The following is a 16,818-nucleotide window of genomic DNA, read 5'->3' as shown; positions in this document are numbered from 1 at the left end:
TGCCCTGCGGGTGACCATCATCCTGGGCATGCACCGCGAATCCTTCGCGCGGTGGCAACCAACCCAATCCTGACCCTCCCGATGGCTTTGATAGTTCACAAGTACGGCGGCACCTCCATGGGGTCGACCGAGCGCATCCGCAACGTGGCCAAGCGTGTGGCCAAGTGGCACCGGGCTGGCCACCAGCTCGTGGTGGTGCCCAGCGCCATGAGCGGTGAGACCAACCGCCTGCTCGGCCTGGCCAAAGAGCTGGCGCCGGGCAAGACCGACAACGCCTACAACCGCGAACTCGACATGCTGGCCGCCACCGGCGAACAGGCCTCGTCGGCGCTGCTGGCGATTGCGCTGCAGGCAGAGGGCATCGGCTCGGTGAGCTTTGCCGGCTGGCAGGTGCCGATCAAGACCAACAGCGCCTTCACCAAGGCCCGCATCGAGTCGATCGATGACGTGCGCGTGCGGGCCGAACTCGCCGCTGGCAAGGTGGTCATCGTCACCGGTTTTCAGGGCATCGATCCCGATGGCCACATCACCACGCTCGGTCGTGGTGGCAGCGATACATCGGCCGTGGCCGTGGCCGCCGCGCTCAAGGCCGCTGAGTGCCTGATCTACACCGATGTGGACGGCGTCTACACCACCGACCCGCGCGTGGTGCCTGAGGCGCGCCGCCTGGAGCGCGTGAGCTTCGAGGAAATGCTCGAGATGGCCAGCATGGGCAGCAAGGTGCTGCAGATCCGTTCGGTGGAATTCGCCGGCAAGTACAAGGTGCCCTTGCGCGTGCTCTCCAGCTTCACGCCCTGGGACATCGACCTGACTGAAGAAGCCGCTTCCGGCACCCTGATCACTTTTGAGGAAGACGAAGACATGGAACAAGCCGTCGTTTCCGGCATTGCCTTCAACCGCGACGAGGCCAAGATCTCGGTGCTCGGCGTCCCCGACACTCCCGGTATCGCATACCAGATCCTGGGTGCGGTGGCCGACGCCAACATCGAGGTCGACGTGATCATCCAGAACCTGAGCAAGGGCGGGTTGACCGACTTCAGCTTCACGGTTCACCGCAACGACTACCAGAAGACGCTGGACCTGCTCAAGGCCAAGGTCGTGCCCGCGCTGGGTGCGGCTGAAGTGGTGGGCGATACCCGCATCTGCAAGGTCAGCATCGTGGGTATCGGCATGCGCAGCCACGTCGGTGTGGCCAGCCGCATGTTCAAGTGCCTGAGCGTCGAGGGCATCAACATCCAGATGATTTCCACGTCCGAGATCAAGACCTCGGTGGTGATCGACGAGAAGTACATGGAACTCGCGGTGCGCGCGCTGCACCGCGAATTCGACCTCGACCAGACCGCCGACACGCTCACCCGCTGAGCCGGTCTCCAGAGGCGAAGAGCCGGGTGAGTTGAGGCATAATAAGCAGCTTCCGGAGCGATGACCGAGTGGCCGAAGGTGCTCCCCTGCTAAGGGAGTATGGGGTGTAGAGCCTCATCGAGGGTTCGAATCCCTCTCGCTCCGCCAGATTGATTGTGATTGCAAGGCGCCCTGCGCGGGCTTGCGGAATTCCAGCCCCATCGCCTTTGGCCGTGGGGCTTTTTCGTGCCCGTGAACGAGGCCGTCCGGCGCTGCTACGACCGTCAAGGACTGTTGCGATGAATGCTTCTCTCGCGCCCGCCGACCAGATGCAATTGGCGGTGCATTTCCACTCGCAAGGCCTGCTGGACAACGCTCGCACTTTGTATGAAAGCGTGTTGCGGCAGTTGCCGGGAGACTTCGCGGTGCTCTATCACCTTGGGCTGCTGGAGTCGCAGGCAGGCCATATCGATCGTGCCGCCGCACATTTTGGTGGGGCCGCGCAGGCCAATCCGCAAAGTGCAGACGCATACAACAACCTGGCGTTCACCCTGCAGCAGCTGGGTCGCGACGAAGAAGCGCTGTCCGCCTATGGTCAGGCTCTGATGTTGCAGCCTGACGACCCCGATGTCGCGGTCAACCTGGGGCTGTTGCACAAGAAGCTTATGCAATGGCCCCAGGCACTGGACTGTCTTGAACGGGCCCTGAAAAGCCATCCCAGGCACACCGCCCTGCTCAGCAACAGGGGCAGTGTGTTGCAGAAGATGGGGAGGCAGGGCGATGCAGTGGCCAGCTACGAGCAGGCATTGGCTGGAGCGCCCGACAACCCCGTGGTGCTGAGCAACCTCGCCAGTGCGCTCAATGAACTGGGACGGTATGACGAGGCGCTGGCCCGCGCCGAGCGTGCGACGCAGATCCACCCGCGACACGCCCAAGCCTGGGTGGAGCATGGCAGTGCACTCAAGATGCTGGACCGCACTGCTTTGGCCGTTGCGAGTTTCGAAAAGGCCCTTGACCTTGACCCTGGCCTCGTGTCGGCACACACCAACCTCGCGGCCACCCTGCTCAGCGACCGAGTGGCCGATACGCCGCGCGTGATCGATGCCGGACGCAACAGTCTGGCCGCCTACCTGCGTGCCACCTTCCAGACACCCGCGCTGCGGCGAACCGGCCTGTCATTGAGCGCCTTCAGACTCAAGCACGATGTGCAGCAGGCGGCCTGGCTGCAGCAGAATGACCACGACGTGCCCGGACTGCGGACCTTTCTTGAGACCGCTGCTGCATTGCTGCTGCAGGTGTCGAGCCAGGCCGCAGCCGGCGTGGTTCGTGCGTCACCCGCCGAGCTGGCTTGCATGCAGGAGTTCCTCTGCACGCCCTGGATCCACGCCATGCCGTCATCGTTGTCGAACGTGCTCAATCCGGACAACGACTGGGTTGCACTGGAAGCCGAGTACCTGGCCGGTACGCCGGAGATTCTGACGATCGACAATTTCCTGACCGAGTCTGCGCTGCAGGCCTTCCAGACTTTTGCGCATGCCTCGCGCGTGTGGCACGGCGAGTACGCCAATAGCTACCTTGGGGCATTTGCCAACCGCGGCTTCAACAGCCCTGTTCATCTGCAACTCGCGCGCGAACTCAAGCAGCGCATGCCGCATGTGTTCAAGGACTACGTGCTCACGCAGCTCTGGGGTTTCAAGTACGAGCCGGCCGTGACGCGCGGCATCAACGTACACGCGGACTTCGCCAAGGTGAACCTGAACTTCTGGATCGCGCCGAACGAACACAATCTGGACCCCGAGAGCGGTGGGCTCAAGGTGTACGACGTTCCCGCGCCTGTCGACTGGAGCTTCGAGCAGTACAACGCGGACAGCACGTTGATATACGACTTCCTCAAGCGCCATGACGCCGGTTGCGTGACCGTCCCGCACCGTTGCAATCGCGCCGTGTTGTTCAACTCGGCCCTGTTCCACGAGACCGATACCATCCGTTTCGTGGACCGCTACGAAGCCCGGCGGGTCAACATGACCTACTTGTTCGGCCAGCAGTTGCGCTGAGGCATGACATCCACATCTGCTGCGGGCATCAGTCGCGCCGCGTTCGCCACCCTGCTGCTGATCGCCTTCATGATGGGGGCCAACCACGTGGCGGCGCGTCTGGCGTTCGACCATGGGGTGAGCGTGGCCACTGCGGTCGCCTTTCGCAGTGGCGTCACGGCGCTGGTGGTCGCGGGCATCCTGATTGTCTACCGCGTTCCGGTGGCGCTGCAGGCGCGGCACCGCAAGGCATTGCCCGCCATCGGCTTGCTGGTAGGCATTCAGAGTTTGTGTCTGTATGCGTCTGTTGCGCGCCTGCCGGTGGCGCTGGCGCTGCTGGCTTTCAACACCTATCCCCTGTGGACAGCGCTGTGGGCGCGCATTGTGTACGCGCAGCGCCCGCAGCCGCGCGTGCTGCGTGCCATGCCGGTGATGTTGCTCGGCCTGGCGCTCGCACTGGATGTGTTCGGTGCCGCATCGGGACTGGGGGCGTCGGGCCACTGGGCAAAGATCGGCGTGGGGGTGGCATTCGCGCTGGCGGCGGCGGCCACGTTCGGCCTGGCCCTGGTGCTGACCCAGCATGAAACGGGCGAACTCGACGGCCGGCTGCGCACCGCGACCACCATGGCCATCGTCTGCGTGATGGCCCTGGCCGGGGCGGCCGCGCAGGGTGGGCTGGCCATGCCCACCGCACCCATCGGCTGGTGGGGCCTGCTGGGTCTGACCTTTCTCTACGGCACGGCCTTCACCATCATGTTCACCGTGCTGCCCAAGCTGGGCGTGGTGGGCAATTCGGCCATCATGAACATCGAGCCGATCTTTGCGCTGGTGCTGGCCTGGGCGATCCTCGGTCAGACCATTGCACCGGTGCAGGTGGCTGGTGGCCTGGTCGTGGTGGCCACGGTGATGTGGCTGGGGCTGCGCAAGGGCTGAACAACGGTACGTGAGGAGCCAGCGTGACGAGCTTACTCGTCGAGTGAAGCGCTCCAGCGGTCGTTCCAGTCGCCTCGCGGTGCCGTGTTGCGCAAATCTTCGATGTGGCGGCGGTCCCGCTTGGTCGGGCGGCCCATGGGCTGGCTGTGCGCGGGCTCCGGTGCCAGACGACGCTGTTCGGTGGCTTCGCGCCGCTGCTTCAGCGAGGCTTCGGTTTCCTCGTACAGCAGGGCGGCAACCTGCGCGGGGCCGCGCACGCCGCTCAAGGCCCGCACGACCACGGTGCGCGGAGGCTGCTGCGCCATGCGCAGTTCCAGCGTGTCGCCCGGCTTCACCTCGCGCGCGGGCTTCACCGGCAGGCCGTTGAGGCGCACGTGGCCCTTGTCGATGGCCTCCGTGCTCAGGCCGCGGGTTTTGTAGAAGCGCGCGGCCCAGAGCCACTTGTCGAGGCGGACCTTGTCGTTGCCCTGGGGGACGGGTGTGTTTTTCATGGAGCGGTGAAAGGCGTGGCCAGTGGCAGCCGCACGGTGGCGTACAGCCCCCGCACCTGGCCGTGTTCGACGCGGTTGTCGAGGTCGATGTTGCCCTGTAGCGATTGCACGATCTCGTGACAGATCGCCAGTCCCAGGCCTGACCCGGAGATGCCGGGCGCCTGGCCCGGTTCGGTGGCAAAGGGCTGGAACAGGCGCTCGCGCAGCGCGGCGGAGATGCCGGGGCCTTCGTCGCGGATGGTGAGCGCCGCTGTGTCGCGGTCCGCCACCAGCACCACGGAGAGCGCTGAGCCCTCTGGCGTGTGCTTGATCGCGTTGTGCAGCAGGTTGCGGCTGAGTTCGCGCAGCGCCCATTCGTGCGCCTGCACCGGTGCGCGCTGGGTATCGATGGAGAAATCCAGCGAGCGCGCGGCCATGAGGGCCGAGAGGTCGAGCGCGACCGCGCGCACCACGTCGGACCAGTCGAGCACAGGCGCGCCACGGTCCTGCCGCAACTGTTCCACCTTGGCCAGGGCCAGCATCTGGTTGGCGAGTTCGGTGGCGCGATCCACGGTGTGGCCGATCTCCTCCAGCGCTTGCGCGGGCGGCGCGTCCCCGCGCCGCGCCGACTGCACTTGCGTCTTGAGCACCGCCAGCGGCGTGCGCAGCTGGTGCGAGGTGTCGCGCACGAAGCGCTTCTGGTGTTCCAGCAGGTGCGACAGGCGCTGCATGTGCTGGTTGGTGGCGTCGAGCAAGGGCAGCAACTCGCGTGGTGCGCCCTCGGTGGGCAGCGGCGACAGGTCGTTCTCGCTGCGCTGGCTCAGCGCGTGGCTCAGCGCCCGCACCGGTCGCGTGGCGCGTTGCACCACGAACACCACCACCAGTGCGATGACGATCACCAGCGCGGCCTGTCGCAGCAGCGTGTCGGTGAGGATCTGCCGTGCCAGCGTCTGGCGCAGCTCGAGCGTTTCGGCCACCTGGATCGTGGCCATCCCTTGTTCATAGACGCCCGAGACCGGTTGCAGCAGCACCGCCATGCGAACCGGCACGCCGCGGTACTCGTCGTCGTAGAAATTGACCAGCGCGGCGTAGAGGTTTTTCTGAGGGATGTCGCGGCGCGAAGCGGGCATGTCGTCGAAGCCCGAAACCATCTCGCCCTTGAGCCCACTGACGCGGTAGAAGATGCGGCTGCGGTTGTCGGCCTCGAACGCCTCCAGCGCCGAATACAGCAGCGTGGACTCGATGCGCAGGTCGTCACCCGAGCCGGTCACGCGCAGTTGTTCGCCCAGGGACTTCGCGGTGGCCAGCAGGGTGCGGTCGTAGGCGGTGTCGGCCGCCGCAAGCGCCTGGCGGTACAGCACCACGGTGTTGACGAGGACAAAACCGAACACCGGCAGCAGGATGCCCAGCAGCAGGGTGCGGCGCAGCGAGACGGGTCGCTTCATGGGGAGGCCTTGAGCAGATAGCCCAGGCCGCGCAGGGTGACCAGCTGCGCGCCGGTGTGGGCGATCTTCTTGCGCAGGCGGTAGGCCACGACCTCGATGGCCTCGGGCTGCACCTGGCTCTCGCCGGGAAACACCAGCTCGAACAGGCGCTCCTTGGCGATGGCGTGGCCTGGTTTGCCCAGCAGGGCTTGCAGCAGCGCGAGCTCGCGTGGCGCGAGTTCCATCGGTGCACCGCCAAAGTAGACCGCGCCGCTGTCCCTTTCCACGTGCATGCCGCACCACGTGGGCGCGCGCGCGCCCGGGTCGGCCTGGCCCGAGCGGCGCACCAGCGCGCGCACGCGTGCCTCGAGCTCGTCCAGGTCGAAAGGCTTGGGCATGTAGTCGTCGGCGCCGGTGTTCAGGCCCAGGATGCGATCGCCCACGGTGCCGCGCGCGGTGAGCACGATGACCGGCGTGGTCAGGCCGGCCGCGCGCGCCTGGCTCAGCACGTCGAGCCCGTCCACGCCCGGCAGGCTGAGGTCGAGCAGCACCGCGTCGGGCAGGCTGGCCTGCCACAGCGCCAGTGCGCGCGCGCCGTCCTCACAACCCAGCACCTGCATGCCGCGCCGCTCGAAACTGCGCCGCAAGGTGGTCTGCATCGCGGCGTTGTCTTCGATCAGCAGCAACTTCATGGGCCCGATTATCGGCACGCGGCGCGCCCGGGGTGGTGTGGGCCGGGGGTCAGGGTTTGTCCGGATCGCGCGGACAGCCAACTGACAGCCCCTGCACAGAGCATGGCCACTCCCTCCACCCACCATGAAAGTGAACATGAAACTCAAACTGAAAAGAAGTGCCATGGCCCTCGCGGCTTTCGGGCTGGCCAGCGGCCTGGCCAGCGCGCAGTCCTCCGTCACCCTCTACGGTGTGGTCGATGTTGCCGTCGAACGCATCAAGGGTGCGACCTCGCTCACCCGCGTGTCCTCCGGCCAGCAGCAAGGTTCGCGCTGGGGCCTGCGCGGCACGGAAGACCTGGGCGGCGGCCTCAAGGCCGTGTTCCTGCTGGAGTCCGGCTTCAATGCCGACGCGGGCACGCTGGGGCAGGGCGGTCGCCTGTTCGGGCGCCAGGGCTACGTGGGGCTGGCCGGTGGCTGGGGTGCGCTGCGCCTGGGCCGCCAGTACTCGCCCATGGACGACATCGCCGGGGTGATCGGCACCAAGACCTACGACGTGCTGAGCGTGGTGCCCATCATCGGCAACGGCGACTACAACCGCGTGGACAACGCGATCACCTACGTCTCTCCCACGGTCGCCCACACCGTCTTCCAGCTGCAGTACAGCCTGGGTGAGGAGCGCGCCAGCACCAACCCGAGCCCGGACTTCGGCAAGCAGGTGAGCGCGCATGCGCTGTACGCGCAAGGGCCGCTGACCGCCGGCCTGTCGCTGATGCAGGTGAAGGACGCCGATGGCGCGCTGGCCGGCCAGCAGGGCAGGGACGCGCTGCTGCTCGTGGGCGCGTACGACTTCGGCGGCTTCAAGCTCTCGGCCTATTACGACGTGGAAGACAGGGCCGCCGAGAAGCTCAAGGTGTACGGCCTGGCCGCCGCGTTCAAGTTCGGCGAGACCACGGTGTCGGTGGGCGCGGCACAGGCGAAGAACGTGACCGGTTCGGCGGCGCTGGACGACGCGAAGATCTTCACCCTGCAGGCCAGCCACAGCCTGTCCAAGCGCACGGCGGTCTACAGCCACCTCACCGCGGTATCGAACGACGGCGCGGCCGCGCTCGGGTTCAACGGCCCGGTGGCCGGGGGCAGTTCCAACGGCATCCAGGTGGGGCTGCGCCACCGCTTCTGAGTGGCAGGGGGTGCCGGCCTAGGGTTTTCACCGAGAAAGTGGACAGCGAACTGACAGCGAGCGGGCAGAAGATACGCCAGTCGGTTCACCCCATATCAAGGAGACAAGCCATGCGCCGCGACACCTTTCTCAAATCCCTGGCCGCCCTCGCCGCGGCCGGTGCCCTGCCCAACGCCGCCTGGGCCAACGTCAGCATCAAGATGATGATCCCGGCCAACCCGGGCGGTGGCTGGGACGGCACCGGCCGTGCGCTCGGCGAGGCCCTGCGCGAAGCCGGCACGGCCTCGTCGGTCACCTTCGAGAACAAGGGTGGCGCGGCCGGCGCCATCGGCCTGGCGCAGTTCTACAACGCCAGCAAGGGCGACCCGAATGCGCTCATGGTCATGGGCGCGGTCATGCTGGGCGGCATCATCACCGGCAAGCCGCCGGTGTCGATCACGCAGCTCACACCGATCGCTCGCCTGACCACCGAATACAACGTGTTCGTGCTGCCGGCCGACTCGCCCTTCAAGACCATGAAGGATGTGGTCGAGCAGCTCAAGAAGGATCCGGGCAGTGTCAAGTGGGGCGGCGGCTCGCGCGGCTCCACCGAGCACATCGCCGCCGCGCAGATCGCGCAGTCCGTCGGCGTGCCGGCCTCGAAGATCAATTACGTGCCCTTCCGGGGCGGCGGCGAGGCCACGGCGGCCATCCTGGGCGGCAACGTCAGCGTGGGCGGCAGCGGCTACAGCGAATTCCAGCAATACATCGAGAGCGGCAAGATGCGCGCCATCGCCGTCACTTCCGGTCAGCGCGTCAAAGGCATCGACGTGCCGACGCTGAAGGAGCAGGGCATCGACGTGGAAATCGGTAACTGGCGCGGTGTGTTCGGCGCGGCCGGCATCACGCAGGCCCAGCGCGACGAATTGACGCAACGCATCGTCAAGGCCACGCAGAGCAAGGCCTGGCAGGAAGCGCTGGTCAAGAACAACTGGACGCCTGCGCTGCTGACCGGCAAGGCGTTCGACGAGTTCGTGGACAAGGACTTCTCCTCGCTGCGCGCGACCATGGTGCGCGCGGGCATGGTGTGAGCTCGAATCACCCCCTGCGCCGCTGTGCGGCTTCCCCCTCTCTGGCGCGCCTGCGGCGCTGGGAGGGGGACGGCATCTCGGGCCGGCGGAGCCGGACCCTTGATGCCCCCTGATTTGCGCTGCCTCTGGCGCTGCCTGGCGCTCACCGACGAATTGGCTTTGGGCTCTGGACCATCGACATGAACAACGACACCCCCTCCTCACCCAATCACCGTCCCGGCCAGCTGGCCATGGGCGTCGGCGCGTTGATCGTGGCCGCCGTGCTCGCGGTCGGCGCGTTGGACATCCCTTCGGACGCGGGCTATGCCGGTGTCGGCCCCAACTTCCTGCCCTGGGTGGTGAGCGCGGCGCTGGCCGCCTGTGGCGTGATGCTGATCCGTGAGGTGATCACGGGCGGCTACCGGCAGATGGAAGAGCCGTCGGGCGCGGCGCGCGGCGACTGGCGCGCGCTGGCCTGGGTCTCGGCCGGCGTGCTGCTCAATGCCGCGCTGATCACCACCATCGGCTTCATCCTGAGTTGTTCGTTGTGCTTCGTGCTCGCCGTGCGGGGCCTGCGCGCCAGCGAAGGCAAGCCCATCGGCGATCTGCGGCAGACGGTGAAGGACGCGGTCACCGGTATCGTCATCGCCGCGCCCGTGTACTGGCTCTTCACCCAGTTGCTGGCCGTGAACCTGCCCGGCATCACCGCCACGGGCTGGATCTGACATGGACGTCCTCAACCAGCTGCTCGCCGGCTTCGCCACCGCCGGCACTCCGATCAACCTGCTCTGGGCCTTCGCCGGCTGCGCGCTGGGCACCGCCATCGGCGTGCTGCCCGGCCTGGGCCCGGCCGTCACCGTGGCCATGCTGCTGCCCATCACCGGACAGGTCGAACCCACGGCCTCGATGATCTTTTTCGCGGGCATCTACTACGGTGCGATGTACGGCGGATCGACCACCTCCATCCTGCTCAACACGCCGGGCGAAACCGGCACCATGGTGACCGCGCTCGAGGGCTTCAAGATGGCCAAGAGCGGGCGCGCGGGTGCGGCGCTGGCCACATCGGCCATCGGCTCTTTCGTGGCCGGCAGCATCGCCACCATCCTGGTCACGCTCTTCGCGCCCATCCTCGCGGAATTCGCGGTGCAGCTCGGCCCGCCCGAGTACTTCTGCCTGATGCTGCTGGCCTTCACCACTGTGAGCGCCGTGCTCGGCCAGAGCACGCTGCGCGGCCTCACCGCGCTGTTCTTCGGCCTGGCGCTGGGCCTGATCGGCATCGACCAGATCACGGCGCAGGTGCGCTACACCGCCGGCGTGCTGGAGTTCATGGACGGCATCGAGGTGGTGCTGGTCGCCGTGGGCCTGTTTGCCGTGGCCGAGGCGCTCTACAACGCGCTGTACGAAGGGCGCAGCGAAACCAGCATGAACAGGATGAACAAGGTGCACATGACCGGCCGCGAATGGCGCCGTTCCTGGCCCGCCTGGTTGCGCGGCACCGCCATTGGTTTTCCCTTCGGCACCATTCCGGCCGGTGGCAGCGAGATCCCGACCTTCCTGAGCTACGCCACCGAGCGCAAGCTCGCAGGGCCCGAAGAGAAGAAAGAGTTCGGTACCACCGGCGCCATCGAAGGCGTGGCCGGTCCCGAGGCGGCCAACAACGCGGCGGTCACCGGCACGCTGGTGCCGCTGCTCACGCTGGGCATTCCCACCTCGGTGACGGCGGCCATCCTGCTGAGCGCGCTGCAGAACTACGGCATCAATGCCGGGCCGCAGCTGTTCCAGACTTCGTCCGCCCTGGTGTGGGCGCTGATCGCCTCGCTCTACATCGGCAATGTGATGCTGCTGGTGCTCAACCTGCCCATGGTGGGCCTGTGGGTCAAGCTGCTGAAGATCCCGCGCCCGCAGCTCTACGCCGGCATCCTGATCTTCGCCACCGTGGGCGTGTACGGCATGCGCCAGAGCGCGTTCGACCTGTTCCTGATGTACGGTCTGGGTCTGCTCGGCGTGGTGATGCGCCGCTACGACTTCCCCACCGCGCCGGTGATCGTCGGCCTGATCCTCGGGCCCATGGCCGAGGCGCAGATGCGCAACGCGCTGTCCATCGGCGAGGGCAGCTTCATGGTCTTCCTGCAGCGCCCGATGTCGGCTGCGTTGCTGGTCGTGGTACTGGCGGTGCTGGTGCTGCCGAGGCTGCTGGCGAGGCGGACTCGCCTGGATTGAGGATACCGGCAGGGGGTACCATCCCGGCATGACCCGGGACAGCCGCCTGCCGCGCGACGCGCAAAGCATCCTCGAACTGGCCGCGCGCTCGATGTTCGAGCTGTTCGCCAACGCCAGCGAAGGCATGATGCTGGTCGACCGCGACGCGCGCGTGGTCTGGATCAACGACCAGTACCGCCGTTTTCTGCCGGCGCTCGGCTTCGAGCGCGAGGAAGACTTCGTCGGTCACCCGGTCTCGCGGGTGGTGCAGAACACGCAGATGCACCAGGTGCTGGCCACGGGCAAGCCGATCCTGATCGACCTGCTCACCAACCGCGCCGGCACTTTCGTGGTCAGCCGCATTCCGCTGCGCGACGGCGCGGGCGAGGTCATTGGCGTCCTGGGGATCGTGCTGTTCGACCACCCCGAGACCACGCTGCAACCCCTCATCAGCAAGTTTGCGCGGCTGGAGCAGGACTTGAACGAGGCGCGGCGCGAACTGGCCAGCCAGCGCCGCACCAAGTACACCTTCGCCAGCTTTGTCGGCAGCAGCGCCGCGGCGCTGGAGGTCAAGCGCCAGGCGCGCCGCGCCGCGCAGTCGGCCAGCCCGGTGCTGCTGCTGGGCGAAACCGGGACCGGCAAGGAGCTGCTGGCGCACGCCATCCACGCCGCCTCGCCGCGCGCCGGCCGCGCCTTCGTGAGCGTGAACATGGCGGCCGTGCCCGACACCTTGCTGGAGGCCGAGTTCTTCGGCGTCGCGCCCGGCGCCTACACAGGCGCCGACAAAAAGGGCCGCGACGGCAAGTTCAAACTGGCGGATGGCGGCACGCTGTTCCTCGACGAGCTGGGCGACATGCCGATGCCGATGCAGGTCAAGCTGTTGCGCGCCCTGCAGGAAGGCGAAATCGAACCGCTGGGCTCGAACCGGCTGCTGCGTTTCGACGTGCGCGTGGTCGCCGCCACCTCGCGCGACCTGCAACAGATGGTGGCCGACGGCAGCTTTCGCGAAGACCTGTACTACCGGCTCAACGTGTTGCCGATCCGCGTGCCGCCCCTGCGCGAGCGGCGCGACGACATCGCGCTGCTGATCGAGGCCCTGTGCGAGGACATCGCCGCGCGCGGTGGCGGAGCGCAGCTGGAACTGACGGCCGAAGCACAGGCGCTGCTGGCCGCGCAGAGCTGGCGGGGCAACATCCGCGAACTGCGCAACGTGCTGGAGCAGCTGGCCCTGCGCAGCGACTCCCACCACATCACCGCCGCGCAGGTGATGGCGGTGCTGCAGGCCGCTGGCCTGGGCGCGTTGGCGCCCGTGGCGCCGCTGGCGCAGCCGCGCTCGCCCACCCCGGATGGCGCGCACGGGCTGCGCCCACTGCCCGAACAGATTGCCGAGCTGGAGCAGCGGGCCATTCGCGAGGCGCTGGCGCACACCGGCGGCAATCGCACCGCCGCGGCCCGGCTGCTCGGCATCTCGCGCGCCAGCCTGTACGACCGGCTCGCGCAGTGGGGCGATGTGTCTGACATTCAGACGATTGTCTGATTTTTGGACATATGACTGGGCCCGGACTGTCTGAAATCCGGACGGTTCGATGGCGGGAAGCCGAAAAATCTGTTGAATATCAAAGGTCTCCAGTGCTGGCATGAAGCCTGCAAAGCAAGGCCACGGCGCATGGCGCTGTGACCGTTCCAACCAGGAGACAAGACATGACCCACTTCACCCGCCGCTTCGCGGTCCTCGCGCTCGCCTGCGCCGCTCCGCTGGCCATGGCCCAGTCGAACAAGGGCGAAATTCGCATTGCCCACGTGTACGACAAGACCGGCCCGCTGGAGGCCTATGCCAAGCAGACCCACACCGGCCTGATGATGGGCCTGGACTACGCCACCGGCGGCACCATGATGGTCAATGGCAAGAAGCTGGTGGTGATCGAGAAGGACAGCCAGTTCAAGCCCGACGTGGGACGCGCGCAGCTGGCCGCCGCCTACGCCGACGACAAGGCCGACATCGCCATCGGCCCGACGGGCTCGGGCGTGGCGCTGGCCATGCTGCCGGTGGCGGCCGAGTACAAGAAGATCCTGCTCGTCGAGCCCGCCGTGGCCGACTCCATCACCGGCGACAAGTGGAACAGGTACATCTTCCGCACCGGCCGCAACAGCTCGCAGGACGCGATCTCCAATGCCGTGGCACTGGACAAGGCCGGCGTGAACATCGCCACGCTGGCGCAGGACTACGCATTCGGCCGCGACGGTGTGAAGGCGTTCAAGGAATCGATCAAGACCGCGAAGATCGTGCACGAGGAGTACCTGCCGACCAGCACGACCGATTTCACCGCCGGTGCGCAGCGCCTGATCGACAAGCTCAAGGACCTGCCGGGCCGCAAGGTGATCTGGATCATCTGGGCCGGCGCGGGCAACCCGTTCAAGATCGCCGACCTCGACCTCAAGCGCTATGGCATCGAGATCGCCACCGGTGGCAACATCCTGCCCGCCATGGCCGCCTACAAGAACTTCCCCGGCATGGAAGGCGCCACCTACTACTACTTCGGCATCCCGAAGAACAAGGTGAACGACGCCCTGGTGGCGCAGCACTACTCGCAGTTCAAGACGCCGCCGGACTTCTTCACCGCCGGCGGTTTCTCGGCCGCCATGGCGGTGGTGACGGCGCTGAAGAAAACCGGTGGCGACACCAACACCAACAAGCTCATCCAGACCATGGAAGGCATGAGCTTCGAGACGCCCAAGGGCACCATGACCTTCCGCAAGGAAGACCACCAGGCCATGCAGAGCATGTACCACTTCAAGATCAAGGTGGACCCGGCCTTCGCCTGGGGCGTGCCGGAGCTGGTGCGTGAGATCAAGCCGGAAGAGATGGACGTTCCTGTTCGCAACAAGCGCTGAGCGCTTGACCCCCTGCGCCGCTGATGCGGCTTCCCCCTGAAAGGGGGACAACGCCTGCGGCCCGGCGGAGCCGGTTCCGCGGCGTTTCTGGAAGTTCGCCGCACTTGCGGCTCACGGATGCACCGCTGCTTCTGGCGGGGAGTTCTTCAATGCTTGAAACCCAGGATCTCACGGTCCGCTTTGGCGGGCACGTGGCGGTGAGTGCCGTCTCGTGCGCGTTCGCGCCGGGCACGCTCACCGCCATCGTCGGCCCCAACGGTGCGGGCAAGACAACTTACTTCAACCTGATCTCGGGACAGATCAAGGCCAGCGCAGGGCGCGTGCGGCTCAACGGGCAGGACCTCTCGGGCCTGGGTGCCCCGGCACGTGCACAGGCCGGGCTGGGCCGGGCCTTTCAGCTCACCAACCTGTTCCCCAATCTCACGGTGCAGGAGAACGTGCGCCTGGCGGTGCAGGCGAGGGCCGGCGCGGGGCTGAACCTCTGGCGCATCTGGAGCGACCGGCGCGACCTGCTGGAGCGCGCCGACGCCGTGCTGGAGACGGTGGCGCTGGCGGACAAGCGCGACGCGCTGACGTCGAGCCTGCCGCACGGTGACCAGCGCAAGCTGGAGGTGGCCATCCTGATGGCGCTGGAGCCTCAGGTGTTCATGTTCGACGAGCCCACGGCCGGCATGAGCGTGGACGAGGTGCCGGTGATCCTGAACCTGATCCGGCAACTGAAGAACGACAAGAGCAAGACCATCCTGCTGGTCGAACACAAGATGGACGTGGTGCGCGAACTCTCGGACCGCATCATCGTGCTGCACAACGGCGAGCTGGTGGCCGACGGCGAGCCCGCCACCGTGATCGCTTCGCCCGTGGTGCAGCAGGCCTACCTGGGCATCAACCCGGAAGAAGAGGTGAGCGCATGAGCGACCTCCTGACCTTGAGCGGCGTGCACACGCACATCGGCGCGTACCACATCCTCCATGGCGTGGACCTGCAGGTGCCCGAGGGCCAGCTCACCATGCTGCTGGGCCGCAACGGCGCGGGCAAGACGACCACGCTGCGCACCATCATGGGACTGTGGCACGCCAGCCAGGGCACGGTGACGCTCGATGGCACGGACATCACGCAGCGCCCCACGCCCGACATCGCGCACAGCGGCGTGGCCTACGTGCCCGAGAGCATGGGCATCTTCTCGGACCTGTCGGTGCGCGAGAACCTGCTGCTGGCCGCGCGCGGCGCACGCACGCTCGACGACATCGACACCACGCGGCTCGAATGGATCTTCGGCCTGTTCCCGGCCATGAAGAAGTTCTGGCTGCACCCGGCCGGCAAGCTCAGCGGCGGGCAGAAGCAGATGCTCGCGGTCTCGCGCGCGATCGTGGAGCCGCGCAAGCTGCTGCTGATCGACGAGCCCAGCAAGGGCCTGGCGCCCGCGATCATCCAGAACATGATCGCGGCCTTCAAGGAACTCAAGGCCGCGAAGACCACCATCCTGCTGGTCGAGCAGAACTTCAACTTCGCGCGCCAGCTCGGCGACACCGTGGCCGTGATGGACGACGGGCGCGTGGTGCACAGCGGTTCGATGGCCGAACTGGCGAGCAACGAAACCCTGCAGTCGAAGCTGCTCGGACTCTCTCTCGGAGCGCACCAATGATTGCCCTCAAGGACTTCGACTGGAAGCCGCTCGCTCTGGTGCCCGTGCTCGCGCTGATCGCGCTGCCGCTCACCGGCAGCGCATCCACCTGGCTCACGCTCACCGTGGCGGGTCTGGCCATGGGCATGATCATCTTCATCATCGCCTCGGGCCTCACGCTGGTGTTCGGGCTCATGGACGTGCTCAACTTCGGCCACGGCGTGTTCATCGCGCTCGGTGCCTTCGTGGCCACGACCGTGCTGGGCAGCATGAACAGCTACACCACGGCCGACAGCCTGTGGCTCAACCTGGTGACACTGCTGCCGGCCATGCTGGTGGCCATGGCGGTGGCCGGCGCGCTGGGCTGGGTGTTCGAGCGCCTGATCATCCGCCCTGTGTACGGCATGCATCTCAAGCAGATCCTCATCACCATGGGCGGCATGATCATCGGCGAGGAGCTGATCAAGGTGGTGTGGGGGCCGGAGCAGATTCCGCTGCCGTTGCCCGAGGCGCTGCGCGGCTCCTTCATCTTCGGCGACGCGGCGGTGGAGAAGTACCGCCTGCTGGCGGTGCTGGTTGGCACGGCGGTGTTCGCGGCCATGGTCTGGACGCTCAACCGCACCAAGGTCGGCCTGCTCGTGCGCGCGGGCGTACAGGACCGTGAGATGGTCGAGTCGCTCGGCTACCGCATCCGCCAGCTCTTCATCGGGGTGTTCGTGGTCGGCAGCGCGCTGGCCGGCCTGGGCGGCGTGATGTGGGCGCTGTACCAGCAGTCGGTCATTCCGCAAATGGGTGCGCAGGTCAACGTGCTGATCTTCATCGTCATCATCATCGGCGGCCTGGGTTCCACCACGGGCGCGCTCATCGGCGCGCTGCTGGTGGGGCTGATGGCGAACTACACCGGCTTCCTGGTGCCCAAGGTCGCGCTGTTCTCCAACATCGCGCTCATGGTCGCCATCCTGCTGTGGCGGCCCCAGGGCGTCTATCCCGTGACCAACCGTTGAA

General features: G+C 66.8%; 15 protein-coding genes and 1 tRNA gene. 13 read left to right on the top strand and 3 right to left on the bottom strand.

Annotation, left to right across the window (positions count from 1 at the left end; translation table 11 throughout):
* The first annotated feature begins 81 nt into the window (after positions 1-81).
* The 4 genes from AB7P10_RS12755 (at position 82) to AB7P10_RS12740 (ending at position 4,307) form a co-directional block, all read left to right on the top strand.
* Positions 82-1,362, top strand: a complete 1,281-nt coding sequence (locus tag AB7P10_RS12755; RefSeq protein WP_428294230.1) for an aspartate kinase — start codon at positions 82-84, stop codon at positions 1,360-1,362.
* Positions 1,363-1,416: 54 nt separating this feature from the next.
* Positions 1,417-1,509: transfer RNA gene (locus AB7P10_RS12750), tRNA-Ser, on the top strand.
* Between the two features lie 131 nt (positions 1,510-1,640).
* Positions 1,641-3,395, top strand: coding sequence for a tetratricopeptide repeat protein (locus tag AB7P10_RS12745; RefSeq protein WP_428294229.1), 1,755 nt, complete (start codon positions 1,641-1,643; stop codon positions 3,393-3,395).
* Between the two features lie 3 nt (positions 3,396-3,398).
* Positions 3,399-4,307, top strand: a complete 909-nt coding sequence (locus AB7P10_RS12740; RefSeq protein ID WP_428294228.1) for a DMT family transporter — start codon at positions 3,399-3,401, stop codon at positions 4,305-4,307.
* Between the two features lie 32 nt (positions 4,308-4,339).
* Here the strand turns inward: AB7P10_RS12740 and AB7P10_RS12735 are convergent, their stop codons facing one another.
* The 3 genes from AB7P10_RS12735 to AB7P10_RS12725 are packed head-to-tail and all read right to left on the bottom strand — an operon-like array spanning position 4,340 to position 6,893.
* The gene (locus tag AB7P10_RS12735) at positions 4,340-4,798 is read right to left on the bottom strand and encodes an RNA-binding S4 domain-containing protein (RefSeq protein WP_428294227.1); all 459 of its coding nucleotides are present in this window, start codon (positions 4,796-4,798) and stop codon (positions 4,340-4,342) included.
* A complete protein-coding gene (locus tag AB7P10_RS12730) occupies positions 4,795-6,222 on the bottom strand; it encodes a sensor histidine kinase (protein WP_428294226.1) in 1,428 nt (475 codons plus the stop codon). Before AB7P10_RS12730 ends, AB7P10_RS12735 begins: the two co-directional genes overlap by 4 nt.
* A complete protein-coding gene (locus AB7P10_RS12725; protein ID WP_428294225.1) occupies positions 6,219-6,893 on the bottom strand; it encodes a response regulator transcription factor in 675 nt (224 codons plus the stop codon). The genes AB7P10_RS12730 and AB7P10_RS12725 overlap by 4 nt, the downstream gene beginning before the upstream one ends.
* A gap of 136 nt (positions 6,894-7,029) precedes the next feature.
* Here AB7P10_RS12725 and AB7P10_RS12720 point away from each other — a divergent pair, with 136 nt between their 5' ends.
* The 9 genes from AB7P10_RS12720 to AB7P10_RS12680 all read left to right on the top strand — a co-directional run bounded on the left by AB7P10_RS12720 (position 7,030) and on the right by AB7P10_RS12680 (position 16,817).
* The gene (locus AB7P10_RS12720) at positions 7,030-8,052 is read left to right on the top strand and encodes a porin (RefSeq protein ID WP_428294224.1); all 1,023 of its coding nucleotides are present in this window, start codon (positions 7,030-7,032) and stop codon (positions 8,050-8,052) included.
* Positions 8,053-8,162: 110 nt separating this feature from the next.
* Positions 8,163-9,122 carry a Bug family tripartite tricarboxylate transporter substrate binding protein gene (locus tag AB7P10_RS12715; RefSeq protein ID WP_428294223.1) on the top strand — a complete coding sequence of 320 codons (960 nt, stop codon included), beginning with the start codon at positions 8,163-8,165 and terminating at the stop codon, positions 9,120-9,122.
* Between the two features lie 179 nt (positions 9,123-9,301).
* Positions 9,302-9,826 (top strand): tripartite tricarboxylate transporter TctB family protein, encoded by a 525-nt coding sequence (locus AB7P10_RS12710; protein WP_428294222.1) that lies wholly within the window; start codon positions 9,302-9,304, stop codon positions 9,824-9,826.
* A gap of 1 nt (position 9,827) precedes the next feature.
* Positions 9,828-11,321, top strand: coding sequence for a tripartite tricarboxylate transporter permease (locus tag AB7P10_RS12705; protein WP_428294221.1), 1,494 nt, complete (start codon positions 9,828-9,830; stop codon positions 11,319-11,321).
* A gap of 28 nt (positions 11,322-11,349) precedes the next feature.
* Complete coding sequence (locus AB7P10_RS12700; RefSeq protein WP_428294220.1) at positions 11,350-12,837, top strand: sigma-54 interaction domain-containing protein; 1,488 nt, start codon at positions 11,350-11,352, stop codon at positions 12,835-12,837.
* Positions 12,838-13,001: 164 nt separating this feature from the next.
* Positions 13,002-14,192: a substrate-binding domain-containing protein gene (locus AB7P10_RS12695; RefSeq protein ID WP_428294219.1), complete on the top strand. Its 1,191-nt coding sequence runs from the start codon at positions 13,002-13,004 to the stop codon at positions 14,190-14,192.
* A gap of 149 nt (positions 14,193-14,341) precedes the next feature.
* A complete protein-coding gene (locus AB7P10_RS12690) occupies positions 14,342-15,103 on the top strand; it encodes an ABC transporter ATP-binding protein (protein WP_428294218.1) in 762 nt (253 codons plus the stop codon).
* Positions 15,100-15,834 (top strand): ABC transporter ATP-binding protein, encoded by a 735-nt coding sequence (locus AB7P10_RS12685; RefSeq protein WP_428294217.1) that lies wholly within the window; start codon positions 15,100-15,102, stop codon positions 15,832-15,834. Before AB7P10_RS12690 ends, AB7P10_RS12685 begins: the two co-directional genes overlap by 4 nt.
* Positions 15,831-16,817 (top strand): branched-chain amino acid ABC transporter permease, encoded by a 987-nt coding sequence (locus tag AB7P10_RS12680; RefSeq protein ID WP_428294216.1) that lies wholly within the window; start codon positions 15,831-15,833, stop codon positions 16,815-16,817. Before AB7P10_RS12685 ends, AB7P10_RS12680 begins: the two co-directional genes overlap by 4 nt.
* Position 16,818 lies beyond the last annotated feature (1 nt).

The organism is Hydrogenophaga sp., from assembly GCF_050182545.1.
Classification (GTDB): domain Bacteria; phylum Pseudomonadota; class Gammaproteobacteria; order Burkholderiales; family Burkholderiaceae_C; genus Hydrogenophaga.
The sequence above is the reverse complement of the archived record's forward strand: the minus strand, read 5'-3'. Positions and strand labels throughout refer to the sequence as shown.